The 13,967-nt window shown below is 57.4% G+C and carries 9 protein-coding genes; 4 read left to right on the top strand and 5 right to left on the bottom strand.

The genetic code is table 11. The features are described 5' to 3' along the window. Window positions 1–48: 48 nt before the first annotated feature. Window positions 49–492, bottom strand: a complete 444-nt coding sequence (locus tag G3578_RS11780) for a chemotaxis protein CheW (RefSeq protein WP_165212862.1) — start codon at window positions 490–492, stop codon at window positions 49–51. Window positions 493–719: 227 nt separating this feature from the next. On the opposite strand from G3578_RS11780, the gene G3578_RS11775 reads away from it, so the two are divergent. Continuing rightward, entirely contained in the window at window positions 720–2,102 is a 1,383-nt protein-coding gene (locus G3578_RS11775) for a class II fumarate hydratase (RefSeq protein WP_165212860.1), read from the top strand. A 17-nt stretch (window positions 2,103–2,119) separates the two neighbouring features. On the opposite strand, the gene gltC is transcribed toward G3578_RS11775, so the two are convergent. Then, window positions 2,120–3,025 (bottom strand): glutamate biosynthesis transcriptional regulator GltC, encoded by a 906-nt coding sequence (gltC, locus tag G3578_RS11770; protein ID WP_165212858.1) that lies wholly within the window; start codon window positions 3,023–3,025, stop codon window positions 2,120–2,122. Window positions 3,026–3,259: 234 nt separating this feature from the next. Here gltC and gltB point away from each other — a divergent pair, with 234 nt between their 5' ends. The 3 genes from gltB (at window position 3,260) to G3578_RS11755 (ending at window position 11,206) form a co-directional block, all read left to right on the top strand. Next, window positions 3,260–7,873, top strand: a complete 4,614-nt coding sequence (gltB, locus tag G3578_RS11765; RefSeq protein WP_165212856.1) for a glutamate synthase large subunit — start codon at window positions 3,260–3,262, stop codon at window positions 7,871–7,873. A 155-nt stretch (window positions 7,874–8,028) separates the two neighbouring features. Next, window positions 8,029–9,393 (top strand): aspartate kinase, encoded by a 1,365-nt coding sequence (locus G3578_RS11760; protein ID WP_165212854.1) that lies wholly within the window; start codon window positions 8,029–8,031, stop codon window positions 9,391–9,393. A gap of 220 nt (window positions 9,394–9,613) precedes the next feature. Further along, complete coding sequence (locus G3578_RS11755) at window positions 9,614–11,206, top strand: acyl-CoA synthetase (RefSeq protein ID WP_165212852.1); 1,593 nt, start codon at window positions 9,614–9,616, stop codon at window positions 11,204–11,206. A gap of 12 nt (window positions 11,207–11,218) precedes the next feature. Here the strand turns inward: G3578_RS11755 and G3578_RS11750 are convergent, their stop codons facing one another. The 3 genes from G3578_RS11750 to G3578_RS11740 all read right to left on the bottom strand — a co-directional run bounded on the left by G3578_RS11750 (window position 11,219) and on the right by G3578_RS11740 (window position 13,916). Further along, window positions 11,219–12,442 carry an MFS transporter gene (locus G3578_RS11750; protein WP_165212850.1) on the bottom strand — a complete coding sequence of 408 codons (1,224 nt, stop codon included), beginning with the start codon at window positions 12,440–12,442 and terminating at the stop codon, window positions 11,219–11,221. A 134-nt stretch (window positions 12,443–12,576) separates the two neighbouring features. Next, window positions 12,577–13,527, bottom strand: coding sequence for an NAD-dependent epimerase/dehydratase family protein (locus tag G3578_RS11745; RefSeq protein WP_165212848.1), 951 nt, complete (start codon window positions 13,525–13,527; stop codon window positions 12,577–12,579). A gap of 59 nt (window positions 13,528–13,586) precedes the next feature. After that, window positions 13,587–13,916, bottom strand: a complete 330-nt coding sequence (locus tag G3578_RS11740; RefSeq protein WP_165212846.1) for an ArsR/SmtB family transcription factor — start codon at window positions 13,914–13,916, stop codon at window positions 13,587–13,589. Window positions 13,917–13,967: the final 51 nt, after the last annotated feature.

Raw genomic sequence — 13,967 nt, 5'->3', positions numbered from 1 at the left:
TGTTCCTTCAGAGGGGAGGAACATGGGTCTATTCTGATCGAAGACGGGTTATACGGAAATATCGCCGATAATGCCGCTCATCAGGCGGGGAATGTCAAGCAGCACGATCATGCGCTGATCTAGCTTGGCGATGCCGTAGATGAAGTCGGATCGAACCACGGCAGGCTTCTGGATAATGGATTGGGGGACATCGATAATATCCGTAGCCGCATCCACCACGAACCCGACGACTTCATCCCCTACGGATACGATGATGTAGCGTGTGGAATCCGTGATGCGAGCGGGGGTTCCTTGCAGCGCATGGTGCAGATCGACAACCGGGATGACGCTGCCGCGAAGGTGGATGACACCCAGCAAAAATGGATTTTGTCTGGGAACGGTTGTTATGTCATGGGCTTTTTCAATGGAAACCACCTCTGTGACGGAAATCCCATATTCCTCCTGATTGATGCGGAAAATGACCTCTTTTTGACTGACGGCCGCTTTACTCATACCTTTCACTCCTGCCAACCAGCATAAATAAAGAAAAGTAGTTCATTCTTACTTTCTTCCAGTTGGGCAAGAATTCCTGCCGGAAATCAAAATCATCCTGCCCCTTTCCGCAGGCAAAGAAGCCAATTGGCCGGACGATTGGCTTCTTTTTTTCTGCCGTGGTTTATTTTTCCTCCTGCGGGCAACCCTAATGGCTGACCAAAGTGAACAGGGGGATGTCGATACCGATGACGGTGCCAGCATACCGAACCATGTCAGATCCATTAGGGGAAGTGACCATTCCCGCAGAGGCTCTCTATGGCCCGCAAACCCAGCGGGCTGTGGAAAACTTCCCCATCAGCGGACTGAGGCTGCCCCGGGCCTTTATCCGGGCGCAAGGAATCATCAAGGCTTCCGCGGCTGCCGCCAACCGGAGAACCGGACAGCTGGAAGAAACGATTGCGCAGGCCATCATCCAGGCGGCGGAAGAAGTGATCGAGGGAAAATGGGATGCGCACTTCGTGGTCGATGTGTTTCAGGCCGGGGCCGGCACCTCCCAAAATATGAATGCCAATGAGGTGATCGCCCTCAGGGCCACGGAACTGTTGGGAGGGACGAGAGAGAGCAGGCTGGTGCATCCCAACGACCACGTCAATCTGGCGCAATCGACGAACGATACGATCCCGACGGCGATCAACATTTCAACAGCGGAGATGCTGCAGGTTCACCTGCTGCCAAGCCTCAGGAAACTGGAGCAGGCGTTGTGGCAGAAGGCGGAGGAATTGATGCCGGTCATCAAGGCGGGGCGGACCCATCTGCAGGATGCCGTTCCCATCCGGCTGGGCCAGGAGTTTTCAGGCTATGCCCAAACCGTCTCCCATCTGTTGACCAGGCTGGCGGAAGCGCAGGAGGGGTTGTATGAGATTGCGCTGGGCGGCAATGCCGTAGGCACAGGCATCAATGCCCATCCCCGGTATGCCGCCTATGCCATCGGAGAAATCGCGAGAAGGACCGGGATGCCCTTCCGGGAAGCGACGAACCGATTTGCCGCGATGCAGAATACCAGCGCGGCGATTCACGTCCATGCCGTGCTGAAACAGCTGGCCCTGCATCTCATCAAGATCACGAGCGATCTTCGCCTGCTGAGCTCCGGCCCCAGAACCGGCCTCGCGGAACTGCGGCTCCCCGCCGTGCAGCCCGGCTCTTCCATCATGCCGGGCAAGGTAAATCCCGTGATCCTGGAGATGGTCTACATGGTGGCCGCCCAGGTGATCGGCAACGACATGTCCGTGACGATGGCCGGGGTGGGAAGCCAACTGGAGATCAATGTCATGATGCCGCTCATCGCCTTTAATCTGCTGTTTTCCATCACGATTTTGTCCAATGCCATCCAAGTCCTGGTTGACAAATGCATTATGGGCATCGAAGCCAACGAGCGGCAGTGCACAGCGTGGCTGGAGGCCAGCCTCTCCCTTGTCACGGCCCTCAATCCTTTCCTGGGATATGACCGTGCCGCCGCCATCGCGAAGAAAGCATATGCCGAGGACAAGTCATTAAGGCAGGTGCTGCAGGAGGAGGGGCTGTGGACGCCTGCGGTGCAGGAAGCGCTGGATCCCGCCCGGATGGTATAGCCCCCGTCCGCAGTGAACTACTGGCTGAATTTGTTCAGCACGGAGAAAAACTCTTTCAGAAAATCGTAAAAGAGCTTTTCCGACGGCGGCAGTTCCCTGTTGCTCGGAATGATGATTCCTACCGTCCGGGTGACAATGGGCTCGCTGATGGGGAGCCTGACCGTTTCTCTCGGCATGTTGTCGATCAGCGTCACTTCCGGCAGCAGGGTAACGCCCAACCCGGCGGCAACCAGCCCTTTGATGGCATCGATATCTTCCCCCTCAAAGGAAACCTTCGGCTTGAAACCGACCTGCGCACAGGCGTTTACCGCAATCTCCCGCAGCAGAAAACCGGGTGGAAAGAGCACGAAGGTATCGTCCTGCAGCTCGCGCAGGCGCAGCGTTTCCTGCTTGGCCAGCGGATGCCTGGCAGGCAGGAGGGCCATGATGTTTTCCGCAAAAAAGATGTGGCTGCGGACATCTTTCTCCTGGGTGGGCACAGGGCCCAGAAAGGCCAGGTCAATATCTCCCCGGATGACGGAATCGATCAGCTGTTTATACGCCCCCTGCTTCAATTGAAAGCCGATATCGGGATAGCGGGCGCGAAACGCGGAAATCACCGTGGGCAAAGGGTTGGCGGCGAGACTGCTGGTGAAGCCGACCCGGATGGTGCCCCGTTCCGGATCCAGGAACTCCTCGATCTTCTGCTTGGCCTTCTCGATTTCGTTCAGGGCCGTCACCGCATGTTCCAGAAAGATTTTTCCCACTGAAGTCAGTTTCACATTGCGCCCTTCACGGATAAACAGCTGAATGCCCAGTTCCGCCTCCAGATTGGCGATCTGCCGGCTGACGGCCGATTGGGCGACGTGAAGGTTGTGCGCCGCTTCGGTCACATGTTCCCGTTTTGCCACCTCAATGAAGTACTGCAGCTGTCGCAGCTCCACTGCTGTCCCCCTCCCTTCGCATTCATCTCAATATGAGATTAATCTCACCTTAATTATATATTGTTTGTATCAATTAACAAATCTAAAATGAGTAGTAACCATTCGACAAAGCAAGAGATCGGTGTCGGGACACCTGCCGCAGCCCGGTTTTTCTATAACCGGACAAAGAGACGAAAAATTCGGAATAGAGGGCGCGGCAGCCCGGGACAGGAAGGTAGAGAAGGAGAGGATACCATGACAAAGACGGGATTGCCGGCAAAACAGGGACTCTATGATCCCATTCATGAACATGATGCGTGCGGGATCGGCTTTATCGCCAATCTGAAGCGGAAAGCCACCCATCAAATCGTAAAAAACGGATTGCAAATCCTTTGCCAGCTGGAGCATCGCGGCGGCCAGGGAAGCGATCCGGAAACCGGGGACGGCGCGGGAATCATGACGCAAATCCCGCATGACTTTTTCAAGAAGGTATGCAAAGAAGCAAACATCAAGCTGCCTGCGGCCGGGAAGTACGGCGTGGGGATGCTTTTTCTTCCGGTAGATGAAGCGCTGCGCACAGAGTATGAAGCGCAGCTGGCGCAGATTATCGCGGCGGAAGGTCAGACGTTGCTCGGATGGCGAACCGTTCCGACCGATCCGACCAAGCTGGGCAAAACGGCTCGGGCAAGCCAGCCTTATATTCGCCAGGTATTTATCGGTGCCAGCAAGGATCTGTCCGATGCGCTGGCCTTCGAGCGCAAGCTGTACGTGATCCGCAGACAGATGGAGCTGCGCGGCCTTGCAGGGTTTTACGCGGCCTCGTTCTCATCCCGCACCATCGTCTACAAAGGGCTGCTGACCCCCGGACAGCTGGACGCCTATTACCTGGATCTGCAGGATCCTGCGTACGCGTCGGTATTCTCCATCGTCCATTCCCGCTTCAGCACCAACACGTTCCCGACGTGGGAGCGGGCCCATCCAAACCGTTACCTGATTCACAACGGCGAGATCAACACGCTGCAGGGCAATATCAACTGGATGATGGCGCGCGAAAAAATGTTCCAGTCGCAGGCGTTCGGCCAGGACTTGTCCAAAGTGCTCCCGGTCATCGACATGCAGGGCAGCGACTCGGCCATTCTGGACAACTGCATTGAATTTTTCACCCTGGCCGGCCGTTCGCTGCCGCATGTCGCCATGATGATGATCCCGGAACCGTGGGATCAGGACGAGCAGATCGATGACGGCAAAAAAGCGTTTTACGAATATCACAGCTGTCTGATGGAGCCGTGGGACGGTCCGACGGCCATCACGTTCACGGACGGCAGACAGATCGGGGCCATTCTCGACCGCAACGGGCTGCGGCCGGCACGCTATTACGTGACCTCCGACGATACCATCATCTTTTCTTCCGAGGTGGGCGTGCTGGACATCCCGGCCGAGAAGATCATCCGGAAGGGACGTCTCAGCCCGGGCAAAATGCTGCTGGTTGACCTGGAGGAAGGACGAATCGTGTCGGATCAGGAAATCAAGCAGCGCATCGCGGGCGAACAACCGTACCGCGCGTGGGTGGCGAACAACCTGCACACCCTCGAGCAGCTGCCGGCTCAGGAAGGGGCCGCCGACCTGGAAGGGGAAGCGCTCGTCGCCCTGCAGAAAGCGTTTGGCTACACCCAGGAAGAGGTTCAGAAAATGCTGGCGCCCATGGTCACGGAGCGGAAAGATCCGATCGGTTCCATGGGGATTGACACGCCTCTGGCGGTCTTGTCCGATCGCCCGCAGCTTCTGTACAACTATTTCAAGCAATCGTTCGCCCAGGTGACCAATCCGCCGATCGACGCCATCCGCGAGGCGTGTGTCACCTCGACCCTGACCTATCTTGGCGCGGAAGGCAACCTGCTTGAACCCGACGCCGGCAACTGCCGAAGAATCCGGCTGAAGCAGCCGCTCCTCTCTAACGAAGAGCTGGCTCGGCTGCGCCACAATCCATACCGGGAGTTCCGCGCGCTGACGCTGCCGATGCTCTTTCCTGCTGACGGCGGCGAAAAAGAGCTGGAACAGGCGCTGGACCAGCTGTTTGCCAAAGCGGATCAGGCCATCCGGGACGGCTATACCCTGCTGATCCTGTCCGACCGCGGCGTGAATGAACAGCAGGCCGCCATTCCCGCCCTGCTCGCCGTAAGCAGCCTGCATCACCATCTGGTACGGGCCGGGACGCGCACGAAAGCGAGCTTGCTGGTGGAATCGGGTGAGCCCCGCGACGTACACCAGTTTGCCATGCTGATCGGCTACGGGGCGGATGCGGTCAATCCGTATCTGGCCATCGCGACCTTGAAAGAGCTGGTGCAAGCCGGCCAGTTGGGAGACCTTGCCCATGAGGAAGCCGTGGCAATCTATCTGCGCACCGCCGTGGAAGGCGTCGTCAAAGTGATGTCCAAAATGGGGATCTCCACGATTCAAAGCTATCGCGGCGCCCAAATCTTCGAGGCGATCGGCATCGATGCGTCCGTGATCGACCGCTATTTCACCCGCACCTCTTCGCAGGTGGGCGGCATCAAGCTGGACATTATCGCCCGGGAGACCCTGATGCGCCATGCCAAAGCGTTTTCGCCGGAACACCGCGGGGAAGCATTGGAACCCGGGAGCGACTTCCAGTTCCGCCGCGATGGCGAGTACCATCTCTTCAATCCGAAGACGGTCCACGCGCTCCAGAAAGCATGCCGGGAAGGAGATTACGAGCAGTACAAACTGTACTCGCAGATGGTGAATGAACAGCAATTCGTCTCCCTGCGTCACCTGCTCGCCTTCAAGTCCGACCGCAAGCCGGTGCCGCTGGCGGAAGTGGAATCGGTGGATGCGATTGTCCGCCGCTTCAAAACCGGCGCGATGTCTTTCGGTTCGCTGAGCAAGGAGGCGCATGAGACGCTCGCCATCGCCATGAACCGTCTGGGCGCCAAAAGCAACAGCGGGGAGGGCGGAGAAGATCCGCAGCGCTACATCACGGATGAAAACGGCGATTCCCGCCGCAGCGCGATCAAGCAGGTCGCTTCCGGCCGCTTTGGGGTATCCAGCCACTACCTGGTGAACGCGGCCGAAATCCAGATCAAGATGGCGCAGGGCGCGAAGCCGGGCGAGGGCGGCCAGCTTCCCGGGAACAAGGTGTATCCGTGGATCGCGGAAGTGCGCGGTTCCACACCGGGCGTCGGGCTGATTTCGCCGCCGCCGCACCATGACATCTACTCCATTGAGGATCTTGCCCAGCTGATCTTTGACCTGAAAAACGCCAACCCGCGCGCCCGCATCAGCGTGAAGCTGGTGTCCAAGGCCGGTGTCGGCACCATCGCGGCGGGTGTCGCCAAAGGGCTGGCCGATGTGATCGTGATCAGCGGACACGACGGCGGAACGGGCGCTTCGCCCAAATCAAGCATCAAGCACGCCGGCATGCCGTGGGAGCTGGGATTGGCGGAAACGCATCAGACGCTCCTGTTGAATCAGCTTCGCGACCGCGTCGTGCTGGAAACCGACGGCAAGATGCTGACAGGACGGGACGTCGTCATCGCCGCCCTGCTCGGCGCGGAAGAGTTCGGTTTCGCGACGGCGCCGCTTGTTTCCATCGGCTGCGTGATGGCGCGCGTCTGTCACCTGGATACCTGTCCGGTGGGAGTTGCGACGCAAAACCCGGATCTGCGCAAGAAGTTCAAGGGAGATCCGGAGCACCTCGTCAACTTCATGCGCTTCGTGGCGCGCGAGGTGCGTGAAATCATGGCGGAGCTTGGCTTCCGCTCCTTTGAGGAAATGATCGGACAGAGCCAGCTGCTCACCATGAACGAGAAGGCCAAGGAACATTGGAAGGCGAAGCATCTTGACCTGTCGCCGCTCTTGTATCAGCCCAACGTGCCGGAAGACGTGGGCAGATACCATCAGCGGGCGCAGGATCACAAGCTGGAGGAAACCCTGGATCGCCGGATGCTGCTGAAGCTGTGCAAACCGGCGCTGGATGCCCAGCGTCAGGTGGAAGCGGCCCTGCCGATCCAAAACACCAATCGGGTCGTCGGAACGATCCTCGGCAGCGAGGTTTCCAGAAGATATGGCATGCATGGCCTGCCGGAAGATACGATTCAGCTGCAGTTCCAGGGATCGGCGGGACAAAGCTTCGGGGCGTTCGTGCCGAGAGGAATCACCCTGCGGCTCGAAGGGGATGCCAATGACTATGTCGGCAAAGGGCTGTCCGGCGGGAAACTGGTGATTCGCCCACCGCAGCGCAGCACCTTTGTTCCGGAAGAGAACATCATTATCGGCAACGTCGCCTTTTACGGCGCCACGGCGGGGGAAGCCTACATCAACGGCGTGGCCGGCGAACGCTTCTGCGTGCGCAACAGCGGGGTGACCGCCGTGGTGGAAGGCGTCGGCGACCACGGCTGCGAATACATGACGGGGGGACGCGTCGTCATCCTCGGAAAGGTCGGCAAAAACTTCGCGGCCGGGATGTCCGGCGGCACCGCTTATGTGCTGGCGGAGGATCGGGAACAGTTCGCCGCCTTGTGCAATCAGGAAATGGTCCTGCTGGAAGCCCTGGATGCGCCCCGTGAAATTCACATGCTCAAGCGCCTGATCGAAAACCATGCGGCGTACACGGACAGCCCGCTCGCCAAGAGACTGCTGCAGAACTGGGAGCAAACGGTGGCGAAGTTTGTCAAGGTGATTCCGAAAGATTACAAGCGGATCATCACCACCATCGAAGAGCTGGAGAGAAATGGCGTCAAGCGGCAGGAGGCCATCCTGATCGCCTTCGAACAGAATCAGAAGAAAAACACCTCCAAACCGGCAAAAACAAAGGCCGAGGAAAAGAACTTCGCCGCTGCCGGTAACTAACGGGAACAAGCCGATCGGTTGACTGATCGGCTTGTTCTTTTGTGCTGTTATGTCCACGTGAAAAAGACACTTGTCTTTTTTACAGAACTCATTTAACCTATATTCATGTTCGTCGGAACCATGAACAGATAGAGAAACAGATGGAGGAGTCGGAGATGAAAGTAGCGAAGTTCGGCGGTACGTCGTTGGCCAGCGCGGAGCAGATCAAAAAGGTAGGAGCCATCATTCAGGCGGACGATCAGAGGCGCCTGATCGTCGTCTCCGCGCCGGGAAAACGGCACAAGGACGATATCAAGGTGACCGATCTGCTGATCCAGTATGCGGACAGCGTACTGGCGGGAGGCCGGGCCGATCAGGTGAAGGAGGAGATTTTTCGGCGCTTTCAGGACATTGCGGAAGGCCTCGGCCTTGCGCACGACGACACGGAACAGATTACGGCCGAACTGCATGAAGCCTTGTCGATCCGAAGCAGCGATGACCCGTCCCGCTTTCTCGATGCAGTGAAAGCGGCAGGCGAGGACACCTGCGCCAAACTGGTGGCCCGTTATCTGCGCAGCCTGGGAAAAGATGCCCATTACGTCAATCCGTATGAGGCGGGACTGTTTGTCACGGATGAGGCGGGCAATGCGCAGGTGCTCCCCATTGCCTATGAGAAGCTGCGGGCCCTGAAGGACCGAACAGGCATCGTGGTCTTTCCGGGGTTCTTCGGCTATACGACGGAAGGGGTGCTGGTCACGTTCTCCCGGGGAGGCTCCGATATTACGGGCTCCATCCTGGCAGCGGCCATACAGGCGGATCTGTACGAAAATTTCACCGATGTGGACTCCGTGTATGTGGTTAACCCCAACCTGGTGGAGAAGCCGAAAGAGATCCGCGTCATCACCTACCGCGAGATGAGGGAGCTCTCGTATTCCGGATTTACCGTGTTCCACGAGGAAGCCTTGTACCCGGCTTACCGCGCAGGCATTCCCGTCTGCATCAAAAACACCAACAATCCGGATGCGCCGGGAACGATGATCGTTTCGGAGCGGAAGGCGGACGAGAACCGGGTGGCTGGCATCGCCAGCGACAAAGGCTTCTGCAGTCTCTATGTGAGCAAATATTTGATGAACAGGGAGATCGGCTTCGGGCGGCGGCTGCTGCAGATTCTGGAGGACGAGGGATTGTCGTATGAGCACACCCCGTCCGGAATTGACAACATCTCGGTGATTCTGCGCCGGAAGGATTTCACGCCGGAGATTCGGGAACGGGTTGTCCAGCGCATACGGACGGAGCTGCATGCCGAGGACATCGTCATCGAAGACGATCTGGCCCTTGTGATGATCGTGGGCGAAGGCATGAGGCGTTCCGTCGGCACCTCGGCCCGGGCGACGACCGCCCTTGCGCAGGCAAAGGTGAATCTGGAGATGATCAATCAGGGGTCATCGGAAGTCAGCATGATGTTTGGAGTCAAGGAGGTTGACGCGGATCGCGCGGTAATCGCCTTGTACCACGAGTTTTTTTCCAAGGAGTCGGAATAGTTTAGAAACCCCGCCGACTTAAGCTACGCTGGTGTCGGCGGGGGCCCCCAACCTTTCTCACTTCGCTTTATCGCTTTAAAGAGTTTAAACTTTCTGATATACTGAAGGATAAGACCGATTCTCGGGAGTCGGTCTTTTTTTAACGCTTATTTTACTGAAAATACTGATTATATAGAAAACGATGTGTATAATGAAAGAAAAACGGCTTGGAGGCATGCATATGATCGAAATCCAGCGTGCAAGGCGAAACACACTCGGAGATATCCTGCAGCGGAGCAGGGCGCGTTATCCGGACAAGATCGCCCTGCGCTTCGAAGAGGAAGCGTTTACATACGAGGCGTTTGACAGGATCGTCAACCAGGCGGCGAACGCCATTTTGGCAAGGGGGCTGCAAAAAGGAGAGAGGGCGGCCGTGCTGTCCCGCAATTCCATGGATTTTGCCATTCTGAACTTCGCCCTGGCCAAAGCGGGCATCATCATGGTGCCGATCAACTACATGCTGAACACGGACGATGTGGCCTTTATTCTCGGTCATGCGGAAGTGAGCGCCTGCTTTGTCTCTCCGGAATTTCTGACAACGGCCGACCAGGCCATCAAGCTGGCCGGCTGCACGCCGCGCTTGTGCGCCAACATTTCCCGTCCTGCCGAACCGATCGGGGAGTGGCAGCCGTTCAGGGAGCTGATCAAAGACGCGGAGCCTGCTGAGCCCGACGTACACCTGGACGATGACGATGTGGTGCATATCCTCTACACGAGCGGGACCGAATCCAAACCCAAAGGCGTTATGCTTACCCACAAAAACGTCATTGCCGAATATGTCAGCACCATCATCGACGGGGGCATGACGGAGGACGACATCGCGGTTCACGCGCTTCCCTTGTTTCACAGCGCACAGCTTCACTGCTTCCTCGGACCCTATATCTATCTGGGAGGAAGCGGGATCATCCTGGAGCAGGCCGCTCCCGGCCTCCTGCTTGCGACGGTGGAAAAATACCGGGCCACGCAGCTGTTTTGTCCGCCGACCGTCTGGATCGCGCTGCTACGGTCTCCGGAGTTCGCAGCCCGCGACCTCTCTTCGCTGCAAAAGTGCTACTACGGGGCGGCCATCATGCCGGTGGAGATCCTGAAGGAATTGAACCAACGCCTGCCCCATGCGCAGTTTTATAATTTCTACGGGCAGACGGAAGTGGCGCCGCTGGCGACTGTGCTCAAACCCAGGGATCAGCTGCGGAAAGCCGGGTCCGCCGGGAAGCCGTCGCTCAACGTGGAGACCCGGATCGTGGACGAAGACGGCAGGGAAGTGCCCCGCGGTACAGTAGGAGAAATCGTGCACAGGACGAGCCACGCCATGCTGGGATATTTCAAGGATGAAGAGAAAACGGCGGCCGCATTTCAGGGCGGGTGGTTCCACAGCGGAGACTTGGGGATCATGGATGAGGAAGGATACATCACGGTCGTGGACCGGAAGAAAGACATGATCAAATCGGGAGGCGAAAATATTGCCAGCCGGGAAGTGGAGGAGACGATCTACCAGCACCCCGGCGTTTCGGAGGTTGCCGTCATCGGCGTCCCCCATCCCTACTGGATCGAGGCGGTTACCGCCGTAGTGGTGCCCAAGGCCGGTGCGAATGTGAGCGCCGGGGAGATTCTGGCTTTCTGCAAGGAACGCCTCTCCGGGTTCAAAGCCCCCAAATATGTCGTGATCGCGGAGAATCTGCCCCGGAACCCGAGCGGGAAGATCCTGAAACGGGAACTGCGGGTGCGCTACGAGGCACTGGCGATGCAGGAGGGAGCGGCAGGCGCGCAGCCTTGACAGTACGCCCGATTATTTGGCGGATACCGCCCCATCCGTGGAAAGGCGGCTCTCCTCCACAGCCGTGTTCATCTTGGATTTCATCAGAACGGCCACCAGCAGCAGCGCGATCCCGTTGATGAGAAACACCACCCGGATGGGTAGGATGCTGCCGAGAATACCGCCGAGCACGGGGCCGATCATGGTGGAAAGCTGGGTGGCAGACTGATTGAGGCTGAACGCCCTTCCTCGGAATTCGGGGTCGGTCACCTTGACAATCATCGCATGGATGGAAGGGTAAACCGCCGCAAAAAACAGGCCATAGAGGAAGCGAAGCACCCCAAACCCGTACAGATTGGTAAAGAAGAACTGCAGCAGATTGCCGATGCCTCCCCCCAGCAGCCCGATCAGCAGAACCTTGGTGTAGCCCATTTTGCTGCCGAGAGAACCCCAGCGCGGCGCCGCCAAAACCGTAGCGATCCCGACAGCGGAAAAAATAATCCCAGAGCTTAGCGACGCGTCCTGTCGGGAAGCGCCCAGTTGAAGCACATAAACGGTCAGGAGCGGCTCAATCAGCATGACCGATATCGTCACCAGCATGGTAAGACCCAGGACACGCATCAGCGGGCGATTCCTCACGGCGGTGCGCAGGTCTTCCCGTACGCTCGACCGGTTGCCTGTCCGGTTTTGGTTGGTCTCACGGGCAAAAAAGGTGGCGATCAGCGCGGCGACCAGCACGACGCAGGAGGAAAATAGGAACGCCTCCCTGTTTCCCCACAGGTGACTCACCAACCCCCCAATCAACGGACCGACAATGCCCCCGGTGGCCCCGGCGGTCGACATGACCCCAAGGGCATACCCGACGTGTTTTTCCGGGGTGTTGGTGGCGACAAGCGCGATGGAAGCCGGGACGAAACCGGCCAGCAGCCCTTGCAGGATGCGGAGCAGGACAAAGAGGTACGGATCCGTCACCAGGTAGTTCAAAAAATACAAGACGGCCAAGCTGTAGCCGGACCGTATCAGCATGGGCTTGCGACCGTACTTGTCAGCGAGCGAGCCCCAAAATGGCGAAATCAGGGCGCTGACCAGAAAGGTGATGCCGAACGAGATCCCGGCCCACACCTCCAGATGATCATTCACCCCGAGCGAAGTATGCAGAAAGATCGGCAAAAACGGTATGGAGATGGAGTAGGCGGTGCTGCAAAAAAAGACGCCGGTCCAAAGCACGAAAAGATTTCGTTTCCACGAGAATGCCATGGATAACCACAACCTTTGCAGGAAAAAACGGCAAGTAGGCATACGCCATTTTTGATTCTAGCACCACCCTGTCAAGATGACTAATGTAAAAAATGCATTAAATTAATGAAAAAGTAAGATAAGCAGCCGGGAAATCAAGCGCGGTTCCTCGTCAGCAGGTCGTTGACCGCCGCGTCCACCGCTTCCGTCAGCGTATATTTTGTCTCGAAGCCGAGCGTTCGTATCTTCCGGTCGTTCCAGAGCCGGTTCACGGACAACGTTTTTAGCGCAAACGGGTTTACCTGCAGGCGGCGCATCTCTTCCTCCGACAAGTCCGTCGCCAGATCGATCGTCCTCGAGATTCTGCCGGTCGCACGGTCGATCTCCTGCTTGAGATCATGCCAGGTCGTATCGAAGCCTTTGAGCAAATAAACCCCATTGTCTTGGTCGGGCTTCCGGTACGTTCCCAACCAGACCATCGCCCGTCCGATGTCGCGTGTATCCACGAGCGATACCTTGGCGGCGCCTTGGCCGACCATCGGATATTGGTCATGCGCATGGGCGGTGAACATACGGGCAAAAAACGACTTTTTGTCCCGGACACCGATCGTGCTGGCAGGCCGCAAGATGATGGTGGTGATTCCGGTTTGGCGGCCCGCTTCTTCGACGACCCGTTCCCTTTCGATTCCTACTTGTTGGATGGGGTACTCCGGCTCCGATTGATAGGATTCGTCAAGAGGGTCGTTGCTGCGGAAGTCATAGATGACGATGGTGCTCAGCTGTATAAAGCGGGCGGCCCCTTGAGAAGCGGCAGCTTCCACGAGCTTCCGCGTCAGCTTGATTTCCACCTCTTCCTCCAGAGGGGTGGGGGATTGCAGCGTCGCGCTTGCCGTACAGTTGTAGACGACATCATGCCCGTTGATCACATTTCCGATTGCTTGGGGATGTGAGAAGTCGATCGGCACGACATTGACGCCCAACCGCTGGAGAAACGATGTGTCGCTTGTCTGCCGAACGACGGTCGTCACCTGATGTCCGGCGAGATGCAGCTGCTCCACAACATGGCTGCCGATAAATCCTGTGCTGCCAAAGACAATGGCTTTCATGCTTGTTCATCCCTTCGATTCGTTATGTTTAAACTTGTAAACTTGATCAGTAAAAAATTTTAGGGGCCGTCCTCGACGGCGAGAAGAAGCTCTTTTATGGGCTGCAGGGCTTGTCTGATATTGCTGCTTAAGGAATAGTATTTTTCTTTGCCGACGCGGTTGTACTCGATGAGATCCGCCTGCCGCAGGATTTTCAGATGATGGGAAATGGCCGGTCTTGAAATGGCCATTCTCTCCGTGATCTGGTTGACGTTCAGACTGGTCTGTTCCAGGAGAAGCGCGATGATCTGTTGACGGTTGACATCGCCCAAAGCCTGGAACACAGGGGTGCTCCTTTTCAACGTTTCCAGAATCAGCGCTTTGTTGCTGCATGCTCGATTGTTTGTCATATTCACCTCATAGGTTTAAACTTTTAAACATGTTTATTCTATCTCATTTGT

This window comes from Brevibacillus sp. SYP-B805 (assembly GCF_011059135.1).
GTDB lineage: Bacteria > Bacillota > Bacilli > Brevibacillales > Brevibacillaceae > Brevibacillus_F.
The sequence above is the reverse complement of the archived record's forward strand: the minus strand, read 5'-3'. Positions and strand labels throughout refer to the sequence as shown.

Excerpts from the sequence above, each read along its gene's own strand:
- G3578_RS11780 (WP_165212862.1), bottom strand. The coding sequence starts at position 492 with ATGAGTAAAGCGGCCGTCAGTCAAAAAGAGGTCATTTTCCGCATCAAT.
- G3578_RS11775 (WP_165212860.1), top strand. The coding sequence starts at position 720 with ATGACGGTGCCAGCATACCGAACCATGTCAGATCCATTAGGGGAAGTG.
- gltB (WP_165212856.1), top strand. The coding sequence starts at position 3,260 with ATGACAAAGACGGGATTGCCGGCAAAACAGGGACTCTATGATCCCATT.
- G3578_RS11760 (WP_165212854.1), top strand. The coding sequence starts at position 8,029 with ATGAAAGTAGCGAAGTTCGGCGGTACGTCGTTGGCCAGCGCGGAGCAG.
- G3578_RS11755 (WP_165212852.1), top strand. The coding sequence starts at position 9,614 with ATGATCGAAATCCAGCGTGCAAGGCGAAACACACTCGGAGATATCCTG.
- G3578_RS11750 (WP_165212850.1), bottom strand. The coding sequence starts at position 12,442 with ATGGCATTCTCGTGGAAACGAAATCTTTTCGTGCTTTGGACCGGCGTC.
- G3578_RS11745 (WP_165212848.1), bottom strand. The coding sequence starts at position 13,527 with ATGAAAGCCATTGTCTTTGGCAGCACAGGATTTATCGGCAGCCATGTT.
- G3578_RS11740 (WP_165212846.1), bottom strand. The coding sequence starts at position 13,916 with ATGACAAACAATCGAGCATGCAGCAACAAAGCGCTGATTCTGGAAACG.